A 22,213-nucleotide genomic window follows, 5' to 3' on the forward strand; every position below is an offset into this window, starting at 1 on the left:
GAGCGCGCCGTACAGCGCTTCAATACCTCCGACCTGCCCTACCGCGGCTACGAGGCGATCGCCCGGCTACTTCTGCGCCGAGGCTGTCACCTCCTCGTGCATCGAAGAACTGGAAATCGGCGGTCGCCGGCTGGCGCGCGCCGACGCGGCACGCGCCGCGGACGGCTCCTCGCCCGACGAGGGCGCCGCGGAGGTGCTCGGCAACATCGACGCGATACGCGCCGCCGTCGACCATGTCGCCCACCGGCCCCGCGTGGGCGTCGACGGCATCCTCGACATTCACCGCGCCCTGCTGGGTGGTACGCGCGGCGCCTTCTGGGCGGGCCAGGTGCGCGACCGGCAGAACTGGATCGGCGGATCCAGTTACAACCCCTGCCGCGCGGACTTCGTGCCCCGCCGCCCGGCGAGGTGCCGGCGCTGCTGGACGACCTGGCCGCCTACCTGGAGTCCGACGGGCACGCCCCGCTCGTGTAGGCGGCGATCGCCCACGCGCAGTTCGAGACCATCCACCCCTTCGCCGACGGCAAAGGCCACACCGGCCGCGCGCTGATCCACGTCGTCCTCACCCGCCGCGGCCTCAGCCCGCTTCACGTGCCGCCGATCAGCCTCGTGCTGGCCACCCGCAGCGCCGACTACGTCGCCGGCCTCACCGCCTACTGGGCCGACGGCCTCGCCGACTGGCTCGCCGTCTTCAGCCGCGACGACGGAGGCGTGCGAGTGCGTCGCCGGGCTCACCACCGGCCTCGCCGACCTGCGGCAGCGGTGGCGCGACGCGGTCGGCACCGTCCGCGTCGGCTCGACGACGGCCCAGCTGATCGACGAGGTGCTTCCGCAGACGCCGGTCCTCACCGTCGCGCAGCTGGTGCGCCTCACCGGACGCTCCGCCCAGGCCGTCAACGAGGCTGTCGACCGGTTGTACTCCGCGGGCGTCCTGCGGCTAGCATCAGCTGACCCGCTGCCGCAGACGCTTTCCCTCGGCTAGTGATGCACGGCGTCCCGGTGGTCGCCATGGAGGAGAGCGTTGACCTGGATGGCGACCTCATAACGACCTGCCACCAGCCGCCGGCGCTCCGGCACTTCCTCGACGACTACGCCGACACGCTGGACGTCGGCTGGCTCGTACCGCACTCCGCGTGGCCGGCGCACGTCTCGCGGCCTCTCAAGCGGTATGAGGGCGCTGCCAGGCTGGACGAAGCTTCCCCTCAATATCCAGCCTGGCCGCGCATGACCAGTGTGACACAGGTCGAACGTGTGTTCGAGCATTGCAATCGACCTGCGACTGTCTGTAGCGCTCACTAGCGTGTCGGTATGAGTGATGCGTCTGAGCACTTGTCGCTAGAGCGAAGCGGTGAAGAGCTACCAACGGGGGAGCTGCAGGACGCGGCAGTGAGCGATGAGTCCGTCGAGGACGACGAGCTGGCGGTGCCGCCGCACCTGGGCAAGGACCTCGATCCGGTACTCAAGAAGCAGCTGCACCACCTGCTGCTGGACCGCTCGAGTCAACTCGGCTCTGTCTACCGAGCCATGGTCGAGCACCCAGGCGCCGGCCCAACCGAGCTGCTGCCTTTCACGACCTGTGCCAATACCGGTGTCGTCGGAAATCGGCGAGTCATCGTCTACGCCGTCCTCGACGGCACGACTCCCGATGCGCCGTCGGTCGCGCTTCAAGCCGCTCGTACGGTGCGGACCCTCATCAAAAGGTCCATTGACCCACAGGTGATAGCGCACCTCGAAGCGGTACTGACACGCCTCGTCGACCGAGCAGGCAGCGAGGAGGCGGTCGAGGCTGAGAACGTCCAGCTGGCGACTGAGTCGGCCAAGCTCCAGCAGGACCTGCAGACGGCGGCCGGCGTGTACGTCTATACCTACCCGCACTACTGGCGGCACCCGTACATCGCAGACACCGAGCGGCGGCTGCTGAAGATCGGGCGCACGAAGAACCAGGCATGGAATCGTGTGCTGAGTCAGGCTCGGCGGACCGGCATGCCCGAGGACCCGGTACTGCTGCGCGTGTACAAGACGGGCGACCCGACGACCGCCGAGCGGCACTTCCACGCGCTCCTGGACGCGGCCGAGCACCAGCGCACTGCGGGCATTGCCGTCGGGACGGAGTGGTTCGTGACCACCATCGACTTCTGCGACGCCATCGCGGGCGCACTCGGTTACGAGGTCCTCAAGGGATCAGTGGACGAGTAAGGGCCCTGGCCCTGGGCTGACCTGTCAGTCCAGGGCGGGACTCTTGAAGATCAGCTGCTGGTTCCAGTCCACGTGTTGGCCATAGGAACGGCTTTCGGAGGGCGGAACTCGTGCGGAGGAGTCCGACGACGGTCTCGCGACACCGCAGGTCGCCGCCTCGCTCGCGGTGTTGTGCGGGATCGCCGCCTCCGACGCCGTCTGCTGCAGCCGCCTGGGGCAGTGGTCCCGCGGTCAGGACCACCGTCAGGCCGTCGACCTACTGGCGACCGTCCGCCCGGACGGTCCCGTGATGGCGACGGACCTGCGAAGGCTCCTGGAGATCAAAGACCAGGCGCACTACGCGGCCACAATGGTCTCCGCCGCCCGCGCCGAGCAGGCCGTCCAGTGGGCCCGCCGGCTCTACGACCTCGCGGTGCGTGCAGGCTAAACAGGCGCTCGTGCTTCGCGCCGCGCCTCAGGGTGAAGCGGCCGAAGAATGCTGGGCGAAGGCTTCTCGCACGCGCCGGCGTTCCTCCTCGGACAGCACGGCGGCGAAGGGGGAGTTCTGACGCATCTCCCGCGCCCGCGGGGACGGAGAGGTCAGGGCCGTCAGGATGCCCTCGACGGGTCCATCGAGCAGGTCGGCCCACTCCGCTAGCCACTTCGCCACCTGCCCGCGGGAGTGGCGCTCGCGCAGGACGGCCAGGTTGGCGCGCGCCTGCGCGATCGTGGCCTCCGGGTCGGTGACCAGGTGGCCGGCGACGGCGTGCGCCAGCCACAGGCTGCGGCGCTGGTCCCGGCTCAGGCGCGCACCCGTGGTGCGCAGCGCCTCGACGTCGGCGCGGCGCACCCGGCGGTGCACGCCCGTCGTCGTGTGGGGCAGGTCGCCGCGCTCGCACAGGTTGACGACGTGCTGGCGCGAGACCCCGAGGAGGCGCGCGGCCTCGCCGGTGGTCAACCACTCCTCGCTGATCGAGGACCGCGTGTCCTCGAAGACGGCGGTGCGCACGTGAATAGGGTACGACCCCAAGCACAACAAACGCAACGCTAGTACTAGCTCGTTGCGTTTCTAGCGGCAAGCTCGGGTGTCGGTCACCGAGGTCGCACCAGTGCGGCGGTGACCCTGGTGATCGCGGTCGTCGGAGGGCGGTGTGACGCCGAGGGCGTGGACGCCGGCCGTCAGCCCTCGCGGTGCGCGGTGAGCGTCAGCCGCCACGTGAGCCCACCGTCGGTGTCGAGCACGCCGCTCTCCCCGGCGCCCGCGACAGCCAGGTCTGCGGCCGCGCCGAGCAGCGGCTCCACACCCACCGACCGGTACGGCGCCGCCTCCGGCCACCCGTGGAGGTTGCGCCACACCACGAGGGACACCGGCCCTGCACCGCGCACCACCCGCCACCGCAGGGACAGCCGGTGGGCGCCGTCGAGGACGTCGACGCGGTCGGTGGCGACGACGGCGCAGCGGGCGGTGTCGTCGTCGGAGCCGAGCGCGTCGAGCGGGACGCCGGCGCCGTCGGGCCAGGTGGTGCGCACGGACCGGCCGGGCGCCGGCTGGTCGAGCACCGTCACGGGTGGCGCGTCGGGGACGAGGAGGCGGGCGGTGGGGGAGAGGTCGAGGAGGGCGTGCGCGGCGTGCAGCACGTGCGCGCCGGGGGGGCCGGTCACCTCGTAGGCGGCGACCACGGCCTCGTCCTGCACCGCCAGCGAGCGCCGCAGCGACAGCGCTCCCGTCCGCACGGACGCGCGGCCCGGCCCTTCGGCGGTCCACGCCTGCGACCACACGTCGCCGTGGTCGGGTGTGCCGCGCAGGGTGGGGAAGCACTCCTCCACCCCACCCGCGTCGACGAAGGCGTCGCCGGGTCGCGCGGCGGCGCGGGCCGCTGCGGGCGCGGCGGGGTTGCGCCACAGCCACTCGCGCTCGGGCGTGCGCAGCGACGTCCACCGCCCGCCGTGGGCGTCGTCGGTCTGCACGAGCAGCGGGCGCGGCCGCCAGGTGCTCACACGCGGTCCAGCACGATCACGTCGCAGTCGCCGCGCGACCACGTCACCACCAGCCCGTCCTCCACCCGGACCGTGGAACCGTCCGAGCGGGAGCGCAGCAGCGTCCCGGTGGGCAGGTCGCCCAGCGGCACCCGCCAGGCGGCGGGGCGGCCCGGCCGCGCCCACGCCAGCACGACCACCGCCTCCTCGCCCGTGTACTGCACCGCGTACGCGGCGCCGGTCGGGGTGCCGTGCCGGCGCACCAGGCCGCCGTGCAGGACGTGCCGCACCGAGCGGTGCAGCGCCACCAGTTCGCGCACCCGCTCCCGCTGCGCCGGGCTCCAGCGCAGCAGGTCCCCGCCCAGGCCCATCACCCCGGCCATCGCCACGACGCACCGGAAGTCGACGCTGACGGGCTCGCGGTCCAGCACGTCCGGCTCGTCGGTCACCCACGAGCTCATCACCCACGCCGGGTAGGCGGACAGGAACCCGTGCTGCACGGCCAGCCGGTCGCGCGGGCCGGTCTCGTCGCTGGGCCACACCACGTCGGTACGGACCAGCACCGCCAGGTCGATGCGGCCGCCGCCGCCCGCGCACGCCTCCACGGTGACGTGCGGGAACTCCTCCCGCAGCGCATCCAGCACGCGGTGGTAGGCCTGCGTGTGCCGCCAGGACCAGTCGTCCCCGCCGGGCACGGCGGCGCCGCCGTCGGTGATCGCGCGGTTCATGTCCCACTTCAGGTAGCTGATCCCGTAGCGGGTCAGCAGCCGGCGCAACTGCGCCAGCACCCACGCCTCCACCTCCGGCCGGCCCAGGTCGAGGACGAGCTGGTGGCGCAGCCGCACCGGGTCCCGGCCCGGCGCGCGGTGCACCCACTCGGAGTGGGCGCGGAACAGGTCGCTGTCCTCGTTGACGGCCTCCGGCTCCACCCACAGCCCGAACCGCAGGCCGCGCTCGCGCACGCCCGCGACCAGCGGCTCCAGCCCGCCGGGGAACTTGGCCTCGTCGACGTCCCAGTCGCCGAGCCCGGCGCGGTCGCAGGTGCGGCCGCGGAACCAGCCGTCGTCGACGACGAAGACCTCCGCGCCCAGGTCGGCGGCCACCTCGGCCAGTGCGAGCTGGTGCTCCACCCGCACGTCGAAGCCGGTGGCGTACCAGGAGTTCGCCACCACCGGCCGGTGCTCGGGGCCGGTGGAGCGGGCCAGGGTGCGCTGGTACGCGTGCCACGCCTGCGCGGCCTCGTCCGGGCCGCCGGGCACCCACAGCCCGGCCAGCTGCGGGGTGGTCACCGACCCGCCCGGCGGCAGCGTCACCACGCCCGCCTCGTCGTCGGGGCCGCCGGCCACGCGCACGTGGTCGGTGAACGGCACGGCCTCCACCTGCAGCCGCCACGACCCGCTCCACGCCAGCGCCACCGCGTACGTGCCGGCGTCCCGGTCGTCGCGGGCGCGGACGGTGACGACGGGGGAGGCGCCGTGCGAGGTGATGCCCTGCCGGCTGCCCAGGCTGAACGTCCCGACCGGCAGGTCCACGACGGCCTCGGTGAACTCCCGCGACCACGCGCCCGTCAGCGTCCCGACGCGCGCGCCCGGCCTGACCGGCGGGGTGAACGCGCCGCCCCAGCAGCGCAGCAGCTCCACCGCGTGCCCGGAACGGTTGCGCACCACCGTGTGCTTGGTGACCACGTCGTGGGCGGTGCTGCTGCGCAGCACCAGTTCCACGTCCACCTCGGCGACCTCGTCGGTGAACGGCGCGCGCAGCTCGTGCACCTCCCCGCCGACCGTCAGCGCCACCTCGCCGGCGGCGCGCAGCCGGACACCGCGCAACCCGTCGGCGCGGCGGGCGACGAGCTCGGCGGCGTGCGCGGAGCGGGTGCCCAGCGCGGTGGCCTCCAGCGGCAGGAGGTCCAGCGTCGTCTCGAAGGACGTGCGCCGCGGCGCCGGGGCCGGCTGCGCACTGTCGCGGGCGCCCCAGTGCACGCGCACCAGACCCGCCCCGTCCGGGGCGAGCGCGACGACGTGCTCCCCGGAGCGGGTCGGCAGCGTCCAGGGGCCGCTCACTTGTTCGAGCCGACCAGCAGCCCGGAGACGAACTGCTTCTGGAAGAGGAAGAACACGACCGCGGTGGGGACCGCCGCGACGAGCGAGGCCGCCGCGATGACGTTCCACGCGCTGGAGTAGCCGCCCATGAGGTTCAGCAGCGCCGCCGTGATCGGGAACTTCGACTCCGAGCGCAGGACCGTCAGCGCCCAGATGAGGTCGTTGAAGATCCACGTCGTGGCCAGGGCCGCCAGCGCCGCCATCGCCGGGCGGCTCAGCGGCAGGACGATCCGCAGGTAGATGCGCCCCGCGCCCGCCCCGTCCAGGCGGGCGGCCTCGAACAGCTCCTCCGGCAGCCCGCGCATGAAGCCGTGGAGCACGAAGGTGTAGAAGCCGATGCCGAAGCCCACCTGCACCGCCACGAGCGCGAAGAGGGTGTCGGCGATGCCGAGGGACTCGCTGATGCGCGCCACCGGCACGAGCAGGATCTGCGGGGGCAGCAGGTTGCCGGCCAGCATCGCCAGCAGGATCGTCTTGCGGCCGGGGATCGCGAAGCGGCTCAGCGAGTACGCCGCCCACGACGACAGCAGCAGCGAGGCCAGCACGGCGCACGCGGTCACGGTGATGCTGTTGCCCAGCGCCCGCACCAGCCCGCCGCCGCTGAAGGCCGTCGCGAAGCCGTCGAGGGTGAACGAGGCGGGCAGCGCGGCCAGTCCGCGCGCGGCGATGTCGTCGAAGGAGCGGAACGCGATGAGCCCGACGTAGGCGACGGGGCTCAGCCACAGCAGGGTCAGCGGCACCATGACCACGTGCAACCACGGCGAGCGGGCTCGCCGCGGCCGCCGCAGTGGCGGTGTGGCGGCGCTGCCGGGGGCGAGGGTGGTGGCGGTCACGACTGCTCCTCCGCGCGGGCCTGGCGGGCCAGGTAGGTGATGATGAAGCCGATCGCCAGGACGAAGATGACGACCGCGATCGCCGAGGCGTAGCCGAGGTTCCCCGACGTGAACGCCTGCTGGAACATGTACGTGCTCAGCAGTTGCGTCGTGTTGTAGGGACCACCACGGGTCATCGCCCACACGATGTCGAAGGTGCGCAGCGAGTCGATGACGGTGACCGCGAAGACCACCGTGTTCACCCCGCGCAGCTGCGGCATGACGATGTGCCAGAAGCGTTGCCAGGCGCTCGCGCCGTCGACGGCCGCGGCCTCCTCCAGCGTCGCGTCGCAGCCCTTCAGCCCGGCCAGGTACAGCACCATGATGTAGCCGACCTGCCGCCACACCGCGGCCACGAGGATCGCCGCCAGCGCCACGTCCGGGTCGGCCAGCCACTGCCGCTGCAGCGAGCCCAGCCCCACCGCCTCCAGGCCGGCGTTCACCGGGCCGCCCGGCTGGTACATGACCCGCCAGAACAGGCCGGTCACCGCCATCGAGACGACCATCGGCAGGTAGATCGCGCTGCGGTAGAAGCCCACCCCGCGGCCGGGCTTGTTGAGCGCCACCGCCAGCGCCAGGCCGCCCACCACGGACAGGACGCCGAAGCCGAGCACCCAGAGCGCGTTGTTGGTCAGGGCCGTGCGGAAGATCGGGTCCTCGGCCAGGTCGGTGAAGTTCTGCAGGCCCACGGGCTCGGCCGGGCTGATGCCGTCCCAGCGGGTGAGCGAGAGGGAGAAGGAGTTGGCGGCCGGCCAGAAGACCCAGAACAGCTCCACCGCCAGCGGCAGCAGCAGGAACACCCACACCAGCAGCGGCACCCGCCGCAGCCGGGCGCCCAGCGAGGGGCCGCCCGGCCGGGCGGGGCCGCGGGCGCCGCTGGCGGGACGGGGGCCGTCGGGCCCCCGCCGCGCCGGCCGCGCCGCGGCCCTCACGTCGCTGCTCACTGCCCGAAGACCCCCTCCGCGGCCCGCTGCCACTCCTCCAGGATCCGGTCGCGCGAGCCCGGGTCGGCGAGGAACTGCGTCAGCGCGGTGTCCGCCGTCGTCTGCAGCGCGTCGGAGGAGTCGCGGTTGAAGAACTGGGTGATCTCCTCCGTGGAGTTGAGCAGCTCGATGCCCTTCTGCACCAGCGGGCTGAACTGCGAGGTGTCGACGTCCGGGGACGTCGGCAGGTTTGAGGACCCGGACTGCTCGATGAAGGCCTGCTGCTGCTCCGGGGCGGCCAGGTAGGACAGGAAGGCGATCGTGGCGTCGGGGTCGGAGGTGCCGGCCGCGGCGAAGTAGCCGTCCGTCGGCGCCTCCTCGGCCGTCGGCACGTCGGGGTTGATCACCGGGACGGAGAAGAAGTCCAGGTCGTCGCGCTGGTCCTCGGGGAAGTACTGGGTGACGAAGGCGCCGATGAGGTACATGCCGGCCTGGTCCTGCGCCATCGGCACGGACGCGTCCTGCGCCGAGTACGAGCCCATGTTCGGGTCGAAGTAGGGGATGAGCCGCTCGTACTGCTCCATGACCGCGACGACCTCCGGGTCGGTGAAGGAGTGCTCCCCGGCCAGCAGTTCGCGGTGGTACTGCGCCCCGTTGATGCGCAGGTCCAGGTAGTCGAACCAGCCCGACGCCATCCACGGGGTGGAGCCGATGCCGTTGGCCAGCGGCGCCACACCCTGGCCGGAGAGGTTCTCGCACAGCGCGAGGAACTCGTCCCACGTCGTCGGCGGCTGCACGCCCCAGCGCTCGAAGGCGCTCTTCTTGTAGAAGACCGACCACCAGTAGTAGTTGGTGGGGACGAAGATCTGGGTGCCGTCGTCGGCGCTGGACAGGTTCTTCAGCGCCTCGGAGAAGCCCGCGCACGCGCCGTCGCCCTCCCACATGCTCGACACGTCCAGCAGCAGGCCCTGGGCGGCGTAGTCGCGGGCCACCGACCCGGCGTACCAGCTCATGACGTCCGGCGGGTCGTTCGAGCGCAGGTAGTTGGTCAGCTGGGCGCGGAACTGCTCGGTGGCGACCGAGTTCATCGTCACGTCGCCGTCGTAGCTCTGCACGATCGCCTCGAGGGCGGCCTTGGGGGCGGTGTCCTGGATGGAGTTCTGGAAGACGATGCCGCCGCCGCCCCCTCCACCGCCGGCGGCCGCGCCGCCAGACCCGCCGGAGCCGCTGGTGCCGACGCAGCCGGTCAGCAGGCCGGCGCCGCCGAGGCCGGCCGTGGCCGCGAGCAGGCTGCGCCGCGAGAGTCGGGAGTTCATCGTCGAACCTCCTGTGCGCCGTCGTCGGCGCGGTCGTGGTGGGTGGTGCCAGGCTGATCGGGCTGATCGGGCTGATCGGTGGGGGTGGTGCCGGTCAGGAGGGCCGCGCACTCGCGCTGCAGGGCGACGTCGGCCCACATGCTGTGCTGCGGCGCGGCGTTGGAGCAGACCACGGCGCCCCACGCACCGAGGCGGTGCGCCTCGCGCACGGCGCGGCGGCACAGTTCCGCGCCGACCGGTCCCTCCTCGAAGCGCCCGCGCTTGGGGGTGTAGCCGACGTACCCCTCGCCCAGCACCAGCGGGACCCCGCGCGCCGCGGCCCAGTCGGCGGCCACCTCCAGCCACAGCGTGAGCTTCTGCTCCACCGCCAGGCGGTGCTCGCCCCAGCGGTCGTACAGCCAGCGGTCGAAGGCCTCCGGGTCGCACCAGTCGTGCACGTACACCTCGGGCAGCGAGACGACCGTGGCGTCCAGCTTCCAGGCGTTGTCCTCGCCCGGTCCCCAGTCGGCCACCTCGGGCGCGCCCGGGCGCAGCAGCGGGGCCGCCCGCTCGCGGGAGAACTCCTCCACCGGCCCGCGCAGGCCGAAGACGTCGATGAGTTCCTGCAGGTTGCCGTAGGCGTAGGGGTGGACGACGAGGACCTCCGCGCTGGGCGGCACCGCACTCAGCGCGCCGACCGGCACCCCGGCGTAGTTCACCGTGCACAGCCGGTCGGGGTGGCGCTGCTTGAAGCGGCGGATCCCGCGCTCCAGCCGGTCCGTCAGCGCCGGCACCGCCGCCTCGCCGCGTTCCACGCCCAGGCCGTCGACGAGGAAGCCGATCTGGACCTCGTTGTGCAGCTCGGTGAACAGCACCCGGTCGTCCAGGCCCTCGGCCACCAGCAGGTCGATCAGGTCGGCGTGCGCGTCGGCCAGCACCTCCGCGCGCTCGTCGGGGTCCACCGCGTGCAGGGCCTCGTACCAGTCCGGGTCGAGCGCGAACGACGGCGACTGCTGGTACTCCCAGCTGGAGACGATGACGTGCACGCCGTGGCGCTGCGCGGCGCGGAAGAACGCCAAAGTGTGCTGGCGCGCGTCGATCGTCGTCTCGTGCGCCACGTCGTACCAGCGCACGCCCTGCCCGTACTCCCCGCCGAGTGGACCGAGCCGCAGCGCGGAGGTGTCCACGCCGGAGCGGAACAGCAGGAACGGCATCGCGCAGATCCGCACCGCGTTGCAGCCGCGCTCCACCGCCTGCGCGAAGGCGGCGTCGAGGTCCTCGAACGGCTCGCCCGGCCCGGTGCGCACGTACCAGGAGAAGTCCCACAGGCTGATGACGAGCTTCTCCGGCGCACCGGCCGGCAGGTTCCGCGTCGCGCTCACCGGGCCACCTCCTCGATCCGGGTGACGGGTTCGCCGGGCACGGCAGCGGGCACAGCGCCGGGTACGGCGTCGGGTACGCCCAGCAGTCGCGGGTGGGTGGCCAGGGCGTGCGCCAGGTCGGCCGCGTGCCGACTGGCGGCCAGCCGCGGGTCGGCCAGCAGTTCGTGGGCGCGCCCGGCGTCGCCGGCCAGCAGGGCCAGCTGCGCGTCGAGCACCACCACCCGACGGTCGCGCACCACGAGCGGGTCCTCCTCGAACAGCAGCAGGTCCGGCAGCGAGGTGGCGAAGTAGTCCACCACCGGCACCGCCGCCGCGAACGCGTCGCGGAAGCGGCGCAGCGAGGCGGTCAGCGGCCCGTCGTCGCGGCCCAGCCGGCGCAGCGCCAGCACCGAGGAGAACGTCGCCTCGCTGTGCTCCTGCGTGCTCATCCCCAGGAAGTCCCCGCGGTGCTCGGCGGCCGCCTCCCACGCCGCGCGCGCCGCACCCGCGTCGCCGGTCGCGGCCAGCGCGTCGCCCAGCAGCAGGTGCAGCTGCGCCGTCGCCGCCAGCGGGTGCCGCGCCTCGCCCAGGCACGCCGGGCTGTCCAGCGCCGCCCGCAGGTGCGCCACCGCGGCGGCCGGGTCGTCCGCGAGCGCCTCCAGGGCCAGGCGGGTCCGGGCGCGCTCCCACGCGGAGAGCACCTGACCCTCCCCGCCCTCCCACGGCTGGAACGTGCGGGTGGTCAGCAGCTGCACGGCCCGCGCCGCGCCGCCGGTGCTCACCAGCAGGTGCGCGACCTCCACGAGGGCGTCGTCGCGCTGCTCGGCCAGGTCCCAGCGATCCCGCCAGCGCGCCAGCCGCTGCTGCGGGTCCACGCCGCGCAGCGCGTCCAGCTGGTCCACCTCGAAGCGCAGCCGCGCCTCGTCCGGGGCGGCCTCCTCCGCCCGCGCGTACGCCGCGCGGGCGGCCTCGAGGTCGCGGTGGTCGTTGACCAGCGCCAGGCCCAGGTTGCGGTGCGGCACCGGGTCGCCCGGTGTGCCCGCCGCGCCGGCCCGCCAGTCCGCGACGGCGTCGGCGTGCCGGCCCGCCGCGTNTACAGCCAGTGCCCGCGCAGGGCGCGGGCCCGCGGGTCGGCGGCCGAGGCGCTCAGCGCGGCCACGTCCTCGCGCCGGCCGGGGAAGCACCACGTGGTGTCCCGCGCCGCGGCGTCGGCGCGCGCGGCGGCCGCCCCCTGAGCGCGGCCGAGCCGGTCCAGCACCAGGGCCCGGTGGTGCGCCAGCAGGGGGCCGGCCGCCGGTTGCCCCGCCGCGCGCAGCGGCTCGCGCGCCTCGGCCTCGTCGAGCACGCGCAGCGCGTCCTCCAGCTCCCCGACCCCGGCCAGCTCCAGCGCCACGTCCAGGCAGGTCTGCGCGTCCGCGCTGGCGGGCAGGCCGTCGAGGTGGCGCAGCCACGCGTCCAGCGGGTCCAGGGCGCGGGCGGCGGCCAGCACGGTCCCCGCCACGTCGACCACGCCGTCACCCAGCCGACGCCGGCACACCACCTCCAGCGCGGCGGCCTGCAGGTGCTCCGGCTCCACCCGGCGCACGTCGGCCAGCCGGTGCAGGGCGGCCTCGGTGCGCCCGGCGCGCGCGTCCAGCCGCGCCATCCGGTACCCGGCCGGTCCCCGCCACGCCCGCGCCCACGAGGCGCGCCCGTACGCGTCGTAGGCGTCGTCCTCGCGCCCGCGGGCCTCCAGGACCACGCCGAGCAGGTACAGCGCGGTGGTGTCCCGCGGCGTGGGGTGGTGGGAGGTCAGGCGGTCCACCGCGCGGCGCAGCAGCTCCTCGGCCTCCTCGTCCAGGCCGGCGCGGTAGGCGCGCACCGCCAGGCCCACCAGGCTCGGCACGTGCCCGGGGTCGCGGGCCAGCGCCTCGCGCCAGTACGGCTCCGGGGAGCGGGTGGCGTGCCGGTAGAGCTCCAGGTGCTCGGCGGTCAGCGCCAGCTCCTCCACGCTCGCCACCTCCCGCGGCGCGGGCGGTTCGGTGGCGGGGCCGGGGACCTCCCCGATGCCCGCGCGCTCCTCGGCGGTGCTCCAGCGCACCAGCTCCCGGCCCTCGTGGACGACCGAGACCTCCACGTCCGGCGATCCCGCCCCGGCGGCCGGCACCTCGTGCACGCGCAGCAGCGCGGCCGAGGGGTCCAGGTCGACCGTCTCGCTCGCCACGATCCGCCCGCCGGCGCGCAGCTCGACGCGCACCCCGGTGCGGGGGCGGGTGACGACGACGGCCAGCCGGACCCGCCGGGGGTCCTCCTCGCGGCGCAGGCTGACGGCCGCGTCGATCGTGGCCCGGTCCACCGGCCCGGTGCGCCGCACCGGGTACCAGGACTGGGTGAAGACCTTCGTCTCACCGGGCGCCAGCACCGAGAAGTCCGGCTGGTTGTCGGTGAACACCCCCGCCATCAGCTCGACGTAGTGCGCGCCGTCGTCGGAGAGGTTCGCGTCCCACGCGTGCCCGAAGGGGGAGTTCCCCCACGTCCACTGCTTCTTGCCGACGGCGACCTGGTGGTCGGCGACGTGCACGAACCCCACCCCGCGGGCGTGGTCGTAGCCGCCGAAGAAGTCCTCCCGGCTGCCCAGGCACATGTACGACGTCGGCACGGGGATCGTGCGGTACCAGTCGATCCGGTCGCCCGTGCCGCGCGCGCCGTCGGCCGCCGTGAACACCTCGCCGGCGCGGGCGGGGTAGTCCACGCCGTAGTAGTGCCGGTCCGCGGCCGGGTAGGCGGTCACGGCGCGCTTGGCGTGGTCGGCCACCACCGTCACGTCGTGCGGGAAGAACGACTGGTAGTCCTCGTCGACGCGGGCGGCGACGTTGGCCCACCACAGGAACGACTGCGGCAGTTCGGTGCGGTTGGCCAGGCGCACCTCGAGCTCCAGCACGGAGCTGCCCGGGCGCAGCCGCAGCGCGTGCGTGCCGCGCATGCGGGTGAACGGGTCGTGGTCGGAGCAGCGCACCACGACCGCGCCGTCCTCCTCGGTCACCGCCTCCCAGTCGGTGGGCAGGTAGGTCGCCGGGCGGTGGTGCTGGGGCCAGTTGAACTCCACGCCGCCGGCGATCCACGGGCCGGCCAGTCCCACGAGGGCGGGTTTGACCACGGGGTTGGCGTAGAAGAGGTCCACCCCGCTGGTGTGGTCGCGCACCACGTGCACGCGCCCGCCCAGCTCGGGCAGCACCACCACGTGCAGCCACTCGTTCTGCAGGTGCACCGCCGTCCAGGCGTGCTCGACGGGGTCGGTGGCGATGCGGTGGTGGAACGGCAGCGGGTACACCCGCCCTGAGGAGCCCTGGTAGACGCGGCGGTCCAGGTAGGCGGGGAACACCTCCGGCGGCAGCGGGTGGTAGGTCGGCAGCGTCAGCGGCGCGCTCCAGACCGCGGCCGGGGCGTCCGCCAGGGCGGCGGGCCGGGCCGGCAGGCCGAGCTGCGTCTCGTCGTCGAGCATGCGGTGACGGTAGGCCGGTGATCACCGCGCCGAGAAGAGACGATCCGACGCTGCCACCTGGACGATCCGACGGTCAGGACCACCCGGACGGCGCTAGCGTCGCGGTGTGCGCATCCGCGAGGGGTTTCCCGGGCAGCGGCTGCGGGTCCTGCCCGCCGACGTCGCCCGCGCCGCGTCCGCGTCCGGGCCGACGTCCCGGCTGCTCGTCACCGACGCCGGGTACTTCCCGCACGCCCACCACCACGGCCGCACGCGCCGCCGGGGAGCCAGCGGCACGGTCGTCATCGTGTGCGTGGGCGGTCGCGGCTGGTGCCGCACCGCCGGCGGCGAGGTGGCCGTCACCCGCGCCCAGGCCCTCGTCCTCCCCGCCGGCCTGCCGCACACCTACGGCGCCGACGACGCCCACCCCTGGACGATCTGGTGGCTGCACGCGGCCGGTCCCGACGCCCGTTCCTTCGACCGGCAGCTGGGCGGGGACCCGCCGCGCCCGGCCGTCGTCGACCTGCACGACGTCCTGGAGGTGCAGCGCGACGTCGAGCGCGTCGTGGAGCACCTGGAGACCGACGAGACCGGGCCCACCCTGCTGCGCGCGGCCGGCGCGGCGTGGTCGGTGCTGGCGCAGGTGGCCGCCGGCGCCGCCGCCGGCAGTCCCGTGCGGCGCGAGCCGGTGCGCCAGGCCCAGGAGCACCTGCGCGCCCACCTCGACGCCCCCGTCTCCGTCGCCGCCCTGGCCCGCGAGGCAGGGCTGTCCACCTCGCACTTCACGGCGCTGTTCCGGGCCGCGACCGGGGGAGGGGTCGTGGAGTACGCCAAGCGGCTGCGCATGGCGCGCGCCTGCGAGTTGCTGGTGACCACCGACCTGCCGGTGGCCGAGGTCGCCCGCTGCGTCGGCTACGCCGACCCCTTCTACTTCGCCCGCCACTTCCGCGGCGTGCACGGGTGCAGCCCGACGGTGTTCCGGCGTCGGGAGGAGTGATCGGGCGGGGCTGTCAGGCCCGCCCGGCGTTCCGCCGGATCAGGAGTGCTGCGCCGTCGGGTCCGACCCGGGGTGGTGCAGGCGGAGGCGTCGTTGTCCGGCGCACCGAGCAAGAACCGAAAACCACCTTGACCGTCGATCGTGCACGATCTACGGTCTACGACATCAGCTCACCGACGAGCCGATGCTGAGGAGGTGCTCGTGTCCCCGCCCGGTCCGCGATCTCTCAACCCGTCCGAAGGGCCTGTCTACGATGGTGCTCGTGGAGCCGACGACGACGCGACGCTCACTGGCGTCGAGCCGGCAGATGCTCGCCGACCACGTGTACGACGCCGTCCTCGACCTGCTGATCGACGGCGAGCTGAAGGCCGGGCAGGCCCTGGGCATCGACGGGCTCGCCCGCGAGTTCGGGGTGTCGCAGACACCGGTGCGCGAAGCGCTGGCGCGGCTGGAGTCCACCGGGCTCATCCGGCGCGTCGCCCTCAAGGGGTACCGGGTCGCTCCTGTGGCCACGCCGGAGGAGCTGGTGCGGCTCATGCAGGCGCGGCTCCTGCTGGAGCCGGCGCTCGCGGAGCTGGCCGCGCACCACCTCACCCCTGACGTCCTCGAGCAGCTCGAGCAGGCCGTGCACGACTTGGCGACCGCACCCCTCGGGCCGTCGTTCCACGAGTTCCGGCAGTACTGGGAAGCGGACGAGCGCTTCCACCGCATCATCGCCGAGGCGACCGGCAACGAGTTCCTCCTCGGTGCCTACACCGCCCTCGGCGGGCAGATCCAGCGCTTCCGCCTCTTCGGCGGCGGGGGCGTCACCGACTCCGACCACTGCGTCGCCGAGCACACCCGCGTCCTCGAGGGGCTGCGCACCGGCGACCCGGCCACGGCCCGCGCGGCCATGGCCGCCCACATCACCGAGGCGCGCGACCGCGCCCTGCAGGCGTACGAAACACCCGGCACCGCCGCCGCGGAAGCCTGACCACCGCACCCCGCGCACGACCCCCGGCGGTACCGACCGTCCTCCTCGCGCCGCTGCGAGGCCACCCAGCCGAGAGGCCCCCCGTGTCCACCGACACCGCTGCCCACAACCCCGGGCTGTCCACCGACCACAACCACTTCCCGCGCTCCGCGCCCAGCGACCCGTCCGCGCCGCACGTCACCAGTGCGACCGTCACCGTCGACGCGTCCAGCGACCGCGGTCCGCTCACCCGCATCTGGGAGAGCATCGGGTACGACGAGATCAACTGGACGTACACGCCCACCGGCAAGCAGCTCCTGCGCACCTTCGCGGAACTGTCGCCGCGGCCGTTCCACGTGCGCCCGCACTACGTCTTCTGCTCCGGCACCGGGTTCGGGATCCCCCACTGGGGCAACGGGAACGTCTACCACGAGGACGCCGACGGGAACCCGCACTACGACTTCACCATCGTCGACCAGACGTACGACGCCATCGTCGGCGCCGGCCACCACGTCCTCGTCGAGCTCGCCTTCACCCCGCGCGACCTGCTCCCGCCCGAGGCGGACGAGCTGAAGGTCGTCTCCAGCCCCACCGTCTACAGCAACTACGAAGCCGGCGCGTGGGCGTACCCGCCGAAGGACTACGAGAAGTGGCGCGGGCTCGTCGCCGCGCACGCCCGGCACTGCCTGGAGCGCTACGGGGCCGAGGAGGTGAGCACCTGGTTGTGGGAGCTGTGGAACGAACCCGACATCTTCTACTGGAAGGGCACCACCCAGCAGTTCTGCGACCTCTACACCGTCACCGCCGAGGCCGTCCGCAGCGTGCTGCCCGACGCGCAGGTCGGCGGCCCGGCCGTCACCGGCGGCGGGGTGCAGTTCATGCGCGACTTCCTCACGCACACCTCCACGAACGACGTCCCCCTGGACTTCGTCTCCTTCCACACCAAGGGGTCCGCGTTCACCCCCTGGCGGGTCTACGGCCCCACGGGCGGCTCGGCACCGGAGAAGCAGAACCCCTCGGCGCACAAGATGCTCTTCGAGATCCGCCGGATGCTGCGCGTCATGGCGGAGTTCCCGCAGTACCACGACCTGCCCGCCATCGTCGACGAGTGCGACGCGGGCGTCCCCGCCCACTACAGCGTCTACGACAACGCCAACTTCCAGTTCCAGAACACCGAGTACTACCCCGTCTTCCAGGTCAAGCTCTTCAAGAAGATCCTCGACCTCAACGAGACCGAGACCGCCACCGTCACCCAGGCCACCTCGTGGAGCTTCTACTTCGAGGGCGAGCGCTACTTCGAGGGCACCCGGGCGTTCCTCACCGCCGGCGGCGTCGAGAAGCCCCTCCTCAACGCCTACCGGATGGTGTCCCGGCTCGGCGGGCGGCGCGTCGACGCCACCTCCACCGCCGCCAGCGACCCGGCCGAGCTCGACGCCGGTGACGGCCGCAGCATGGGGGAGGAGGTCGACGTCCTCGCCTCCACCGACGCCGCCGGCCGCGTCACCGTCCTCGTCTGGCGGCACACCGACGACCAGTACCAGACCGACGAGGCCGCCACCCCCGTCGACGTCCGCATCACCGGCCTCACCGCGGCGGAGTACTCCGTCAGCCACTTCCGCATCGACGCCGACCACAGCAACTCCCACACCGCGTGGGTCGCCCAGGGCAGCCCGCAGGACCCCACGGCCGAGCAGCTCACCGCCGTCAAGGCCCGGCAGGGGCTCGAGGAGCTCGAGCCGGCGCGGTCCGCGGCACCCCGGGACGGAGCCCTGCAGCTGGACGTCACGCTGCCCCTGCCGTCGGTGTCCATGCTCGTGCTGGAGCCGAAGTGAACCGCACCGGGGTCAGCGCCGTCGCCGACATCGCCCTGAACAACGGTGTCACCGTCCCCCAGCTGGGCCTCGGGGTGTTCCAGGTCCCCCCGGAGGAGGCGCAGCGCGTCGTCGAGGAGGCGCTGGAGGTCGGCTACCGGCACGTCGACACCGCCGCCGCCTACGTCAACGAGGCCGGTGTCGGGGCGGCGCTGCGGGCGTCGGGCCTGCCGCGCGACGAGGTCTTCGTCACCTCCAAGCTGCGCAACGGCGACCAGGGGTACGACGAGGCGCTGCGCGCCTACGCCGACACCTGCGAACGGCTCGGGGTCGACACCCTCGACCTCTACCTCGTGCACTGGCCCAACCCGTCCGCGGGCCGCTACGTCGACAGCTGGCGGGCCCTGGAACGCCTGCACTCCGAGGGGACCGTCCGCGCCGTCGGGGTGTCCAACTTCCTGCCCACCCACCTCGACGACCTCGCCGCCGCCACGGGGCTCGTGCCCGCCGTCAACCAGGTCGAGCTGCACCCCACGTTCCAGCAGCGCGACCTCGTCGAGGACAGCCGGGACCGCGGGATCGTCGTCGAGGCCTACTCGCCGCTCGGGCAGGGCGCCGACCTCGACGCACCCGCCGTGCTCGCCGCGGCCCGCGCCCACGACGCCACCCCCGCCCAGGTCGTGCTCGCCTGGCACCTGCAGCGCGGGCACGTCGTCATCCCCAAGTCGAGCCGCCGCGACCGGCTGGAGGAGAACCTGGCCGCCGCCGGCCTGCACCTCGACGACGACGAGGTCGACGCCATCACCGCGCTCGAGCGCGGGCACCGCATCGGTGGCGACCCCGCCACCTTCGCCCTCAGCCAGATCCGTTAGGAGGTCCACCCGATGGCGAGACCCCTCACCTCCGAACCCGCCCTCGCCGCCGCACCGCCGCAGGGGAAGGTGCTGCGGACACCGCCGAAGGGCCAGCGCGTCGGCACCCGCAAGCAGACGCTGTGGATCTGGCTGTTCCTGATGCCGACGATCGTCCTGTACGGCGCCTACACGCTGTACCCGATCGTCGCGAGCTACTGGTACTCCCTCGTGGAGTGGAACGGCTTCCAGGCCGAGCAGCGGTTCGTCGGCATCTCTAACTACCGCGCCGTCATCGCCGACCCGGCGTTCTGGTCGTCGGTGAAGATCACGCTGGTGTTCATGCTGCTCGTGGCGCCGGCACGCATCCTGCTCAGCCTGCTGCTCGCCATCGCCCTCAACTCGCCCAAGCTGCCGTTCCGCAACCTGTTCCGCACCGTCTACTTCCTGCCCGTCGTCACCACCACGGCCATCGTCGGTGTCGTCATGCAGTTCGTGTTCGACCCCAGCAGCGGCCCGGTCACGAGCATGCTGCGCCTGGTGGGCGTCGAGCAGGGCATCGACCTCCTCGGCGACTCCGGCACGGCGCTCACCACCGCGGCGGCCGTCTACGTCTGGAAGTTCTTCGGCATCACGATGGTGTACTGGATGGCCGCGCTGCAGACCATCCCGTCCGAGCTGTACGAAGCGGCGCGCATCGACGGCGCCGGGGCCTGGCACATCTTCCGGCACATCACCCTGCCGCTGCTCACCCCGTTCCTGCTCATCATCACCGTGCTCACCGTGGAGGACACCTTCCACGCGTTCGACCTCATGCAGACCATGACCGGTGGTGGCCCGTTCTTCTCCACCGAGATCATCGAGATCTACATCTACCGCTGGGCGTTCAACGCCTCCATCCCGCAGCTCGGCTTCGCCTCGGCGGCTGCCGTCCTCTTCGGGGTCCTCGTCATGGTCGTCGGCGTCCTGCAGGCCTGGGCGCTGTACGCCGGCCGCAAGAGCAGGAGGGAGCTGTCGTGACCACCACCACCCCCGCCACCAGCAGTCGACCCGTCAGTGCCCCGCCGCGCACGTCCCTCGCCCGGCGCGCCGCCCACCGCGCCCCCTGGTGGATCGCCGTCCTCTTCCTCGCGGGCGTCGCCGTCCTGTGGGTCTACCCGTTCGTGTGGATGGTGTCGGCCTCCCTGAAGAGCTCCATGGAGGTCTTCACTGCGGGCCTGACGCTCATCCCGGAGGACTTCGCCTGGGAGAACTACAGCAGGGCCTGGACCGACGCCGGCTTCGGCCGGTACATGATCAACACGGTGATCGTGACGCTCGCGACCGTCGCCATCGTCGTCGTCCGGTGCGCGCTGTGCGGGTACGTGCTCGGGCGGTACTCGTTCCGCGGGTCCAAGCTCATCATCGGCATCCTCATCGCGACCCTGTTCGTCCCCACCGGGTACACCATCATCCCCGTCGTCAAGCTCTCCATGGAGCTGGGGCTGCTGAACTCGCTGACCGGCATGGTGCTGGCGCTGGCCGGGGCCTCGAACGTGTCGGCCATCCTCATCTACGCCGGGTACTTCCGCCAGCTCCCCAAGGAGCTCGAGGAGGCCGCCGTCGTCGACGGGGCCGGGTTCCTGCGGGTCTTCTTCCGCATCATGCTCCCGCTGTCCATGCCCGTCACCGCGACGGTCGGGCTGCTGACCTTCCTCTTCACCTGGAACGCCTTCTTCCTGCCCCTCGTCTTCTCGTTCAGCCGCCCCGAGCTGCGGACGCTCAGCGTCGGCATGCAGGCGTTCGTCGGGGAGAACGCGACCGACTGGTCCGGCATGGCCGCCGCCGGTGTCGTCTCGATCCTGCCGATCGTCGCGCTCTTCCTCTTCCTCCAGCGCTTCTTCGTCGAAGGCATCGCCGGAGCCGTCAAGTCCTGAGCACCACCCGCACCACGGTCACGAACCACCGTCTCGATGAGGAGATCGCCATGGCACACGTCACCCGCCGCTCGCTGCTGGTCGGCAGCGGTGCCCTGCTCAGCACCGCAGCGCTCGCTGCCTGCGGCGGAGGAGGGGAGAGCGCCGGCCCCGGGCCCAGCGGGTCGCTGCGCTGGTGGGACCACTTCAGCGCCCTGCAGAAGTTCCACGCGGACTGGGCCGCCCAGCAGTCCCAGGACCTCGGCAAGCAGGTGGAGTACACCTACAACGACGTCTCCCGTTCCGCCGAGGCCCTGCAGCTCGCCAACCAGAGCAACCAACTGCCCGACGTCTACTCCAACGTGCTGGACCTGCCGCTGTCCGCCCTCGTCGCCGAGGGGTGGGTCCACGAGCTCCAGCTCAGCGACGAGGCGCTGGCGAGACTGCCGGAGGGCTCGCTCACCGAGGGGATCACCAGCCTCGACGGCAAGGTGTACGGCCTGCCGCTGTTCACCTCCCAGCAGTACGCCGCCGCGCACTGGTTCAACACCGACATCACCACCGCCGCGGGCCTGGACCCCGACGACCCGCCCACCACGTACGACGAGTACCGCGCCGCCCTGGAAGCCATCAAGGCGAAGGGTGACGGGGCCGCGCCGATGATCCTCGCCCTCGGCGGGACCGCCCGCATGCGCGAGCAGATCGACGACCTCGCCCAGGTCGCCGGGTTCCCCGGGTTCCAGGGCATGAAGTACGCCACCGGTGAGTACGCCTACGACGACGACACCTACGTCAACGCCATCGAGTTCTGGAAGGAGCTCAACGACTCCAGCCTCATCCTCGCCGGCAGCGGAGGGCTCACCGTCGCCGATGCCCGCAGCCGCTGGGGGGCGGGTGTGGCCGGCTTCTTCCCCGACGGCCCGTGGTGCGCCGGCGGCGTGAAGAACGTCGCGCCGGCGTTCGTGGAGAAGCTGGGGGTCGGTCCGATCCTCGTCCCCCAGGCCGGCACCCCCGTCGTCACCTACCGGGGTGCGCCCGGGGCGCAGTTCTTCGTCGCCGGGTCCTCCGCCGACCCGGAGGCGGCGAGCCGGCTCGTCGAGTCGATGACCACGACCGAGTACCAGGCCGGCCTGGCCGGCGGCATGGACCAGCCGCCGCTGGACCTGTCCGTCGTCCAGGACGCCGACGTCATCGAGCCCTACCGCAAGCTCGCCGGCTGGTTCGAGGAGACCGTGCGGCGCGGCCCCGAGGCCGTCGTCGCCAACCCGCAGATCGCGCAGGTCGAGGCGGCGTCGAAGCCCATCAGCCCCCACCTCGGCGACATCGTCCAGGGCTACCTCGGCGGGGACATCACCGACCTGCGCGGGGCCCTGAAGTCGCTCAGCGACGCGTTCTCCGCGGACCGGGAGCAGGCCATCGCCACCGCGACCGCCGCCGGTGCGCAGGTGTCGTTGGACGACTACGCGTTCCCCGAGTGGGTCCCGGGCCAGGACTGGACCCCGCCGTCCGCCGGCTGACCGGCCGCGCGACGCAGCACCCCGCCGG

The 22,213-nt window shown here is 73.0% G+C and carries 18 protein-coding genes and 1 pseudogene; 11 read left to right on the forward strand and 8 right to left on the reverse strand.

Translation table 11 applies throughout. From position 1 onward, the window contains the following. Nucleotides 1-480: 480 nt before the first annotated feature. The 4 genes and pseudogenes from MN205_RS22245 to MN205_RS01035 all read left to right on the forward strand — a co-directional run. A pseudogene (locus MN205_RS22245) lies at nt 481-552 on the forward strand (Fic family protein); the annotation flags it as partial. Nucleotides 553-823: 271 nt separating this feature from the next. Next, the gene (locus MN205_RS01025; RefSeq protein WP_242123448.1) at nt 824-982 is read left to right on the forward strand and encodes a helix-turn-helix domain-containing protein; all 159 of its coding nucleotides are present in this window, start codon (nt 824-826) and stop codon (nt 980-982) included. Nucleotides 983-1,386: 404 nt separating this feature from the next. Further along, nucleotides 1,387-2,196 carry a GIY-YIG nuclease family protein gene (locus MN205_RS01030; protein WP_242123450.1) on the forward strand — a complete coding sequence of 270 codons (810 nt, stop codon included), beginning with the start codon at nt 1,387-1,389 and terminating at the stop codon, nt 2,194-2,196. A gap of 169 nt (nt 2,197-2,365) precedes the next feature. Beyond that, the gene (locus MN205_RS01035) at nt 2,366-2,623 is read left to right on the forward strand and encodes a hypothetical protein (RefSeq protein WP_242123452.1); all 258 of its coding nucleotides are present in this window, start codon (nt 2,366-2,368) and stop codon (nt 2,621-2,623) included. 27 nt (nt 2,624-2,650) lie between these two features. On the opposite strand, the gene MN205_RS01040 is transcribed toward MN205_RS01035, so the two are convergent. From MN205_RS01040 to MN205_RS01075, 8 genes are all read right to left on the reverse strand, one after another. Beyond that, entirely contained in the window at nt 2,651-3,184 is a 534-nt protein-coding gene (locus MN205_RS01040; RefSeq protein ID WP_242123454.1) for a helix-turn-helix domain-containing protein, read from the reverse strand. Between the two features lie 170 nt (nt 3,185-3,354). Then, nucleotides 3,355-4,173, reverse strand: a complete 819-nt coding sequence (locus tag MN205_RS01045; RefSeq protein WP_242123456.1) for a hypothetical protein — start codon at nt 4,171-4,173, stop codon at nt 3,355-3,357. Further along, a complete protein-coding gene (locus MN205_RS01050) occupies nt 4,170-6,212 on the reverse strand; it encodes an alpha-galactosidase (RefSeq protein ID WP_242123458.1) in 2,043 nt (680 codons plus the stop codon). The genes MN205_RS01045 and MN205_RS01050 overlap by 4 nt, the downstream gene beginning before the upstream one ends. Beyond that, entirely contained in the window at nt 6,209-7,084 is an 876-nt protein-coding gene (locus tag MN205_RS01055; protein ID WP_242123460.1) for a carbohydrate ABC transporter permease, read from the reverse strand. The genes MN205_RS01050 and MN205_RS01055 overlap by 4 nt, the downstream gene beginning before the upstream one ends. Next, complete coding sequence (locus MN205_RS21385) at nt 7,081-8,067, reverse strand: carbohydrate ABC transporter permease (RefSeq protein ID WP_242123462.1); 987 nt, start codon at nt 8,065-8,067, stop codon at nt 7,081-7,083. The genes MN205_RS01055 and MN205_RS21385 overlap by 4 nt, the downstream gene beginning before the upstream one ends. Continuing rightward, on the reverse strand, nt 8,064-9,362 hold the full coding sequence (locus MN205_RS01065; protein ID WP_242123465.1) for an ABC transporter substrate-binding protein: 1,299 nt from the start codon (nt 9,360-9,362) through the stop codon (nt 8,064-8,066). The genes MN205_RS21385 and MN205_RS01065 overlap by 4 nt, the downstream gene beginning before the upstream one ends. Beyond that, on the reverse strand, nt 9,359-10,723 hold the full coding sequence (locus tag MN205_RS01070; RefSeq protein ID WP_242123467.1) for a cellulase-like family protein: 1,365 nt from the start codon (nt 10,721-10,723) through the stop codon (nt 9,359-9,361). Before MN205_RS01070 ends, MN205_RS01065 begins: the two co-directional genes overlap by 4 nt. 757 nt (nt 10,724-11,480) lie before the next feature. Continuing rightward, nucleotides 11,481-14,183, reverse strand: a complete 2,703-nt coding sequence (locus MN205_RS01075; RefSeq protein ID WP_242123469.1) for a DUF5107 domain-containing protein — start codon at nt 14,181-14,183, stop codon at nt 11,481-11,483. Between the two features lie 106 nt (nt 14,184-14,289). On the opposite strand from MN205_RS01075, the gene MN205_RS01080 reads away from it, so the two are divergent. The 7 genes from MN205_RS01080 to MN205_RS01110 all read left to right on the forward strand — a co-directional run bounded on the left by MN205_RS01080 (nt 14,290) and on the right by MN205_RS01110 (nt 22,185). Continuing rightward, on the forward strand, nt 14,290-15,159 hold the full coding sequence (locus MN205_RS01080; RefSeq protein WP_242123470.1) for an AraC family transcriptional regulator: 870 nt from the start codon (nt 14,290-14,292) through the stop codon (nt 15,157-15,159). A 253-nt stretch (nt 15,160-15,412) separates the two neighbouring features. Continuing rightward, nucleotides 15,413-16,132, forward strand: a complete 720-nt coding sequence (locus MN205_RS01085) for a GntR family transcriptional regulator (protein ID WP_374115801.1) — start codon at nt 15,413-15,415, stop codon at nt 16,130-16,132. A gap of 83 nt (nt 16,133-16,215) precedes the next feature. Further along, the gene (locus MN205_RS01090; protein WP_242123474.1) at nt 16,216-17,943 is read left to right on the forward strand and encodes a hypothetical protein; all 1,728 of its coding nucleotides are present in this window, start codon (nt 16,216-16,218) and stop codon (nt 17,941-17,943) included. Beyond that, nucleotides 17,940-18,794, forward strand: a complete 855-nt coding sequence (locus tag MN205_RS01095; RefSeq protein WP_242123475.1) for an aldo/keto reductase — start codon at nt 17,940-17,942, stop codon at nt 18,792-18,794. Before MN205_RS01090 ends, MN205_RS01095 begins: the two co-directional genes overlap by 4 nt. Before the next feature lie 12 nt (nt 18,795-18,806). Further along, nucleotides 18,807-19,793, forward strand: coding sequence for a carbohydrate ABC transporter permease (locus MN205_RS01100; protein WP_242123477.1), 987 nt, complete (start codon nt 18,807-18,809; stop codon nt 19,791-19,793). Next, the gene (locus MN205_RS01105; RefSeq protein WP_242123479.1) at nt 19,790-20,689 is read left to right on the forward strand and encodes a carbohydrate ABC transporter permease; all 900 of its coding nucleotides are present in this window, start codon (nt 19,790-19,792) and stop codon (nt 20,687-20,689) included. Before MN205_RS01100 ends, MN205_RS01105 begins: the two co-directional genes overlap by 4 nt. Before the next feature lie 50 nt (nt 20,690-20,739). Continuing rightward, nucleotides 20,740-22,185, forward strand: a complete 1,446-nt coding sequence (locus MN205_RS01110; protein WP_242123481.1) for an ABC transporter substrate-binding protein — start codon at nt 20,740-20,742, stop codon at nt 22,183-22,185. Nucleotides 22,186-22,213 lie beyond the last annotated feature (28 nt).

This window comes from Kineococcus sp. TRM81007 (assembly GCF_022669155.1).
Lineage (GTDB): Bacteria > Actinomycetota > Actinomycetes > Actinomycetales > Kineococcaceae > Kineococcus.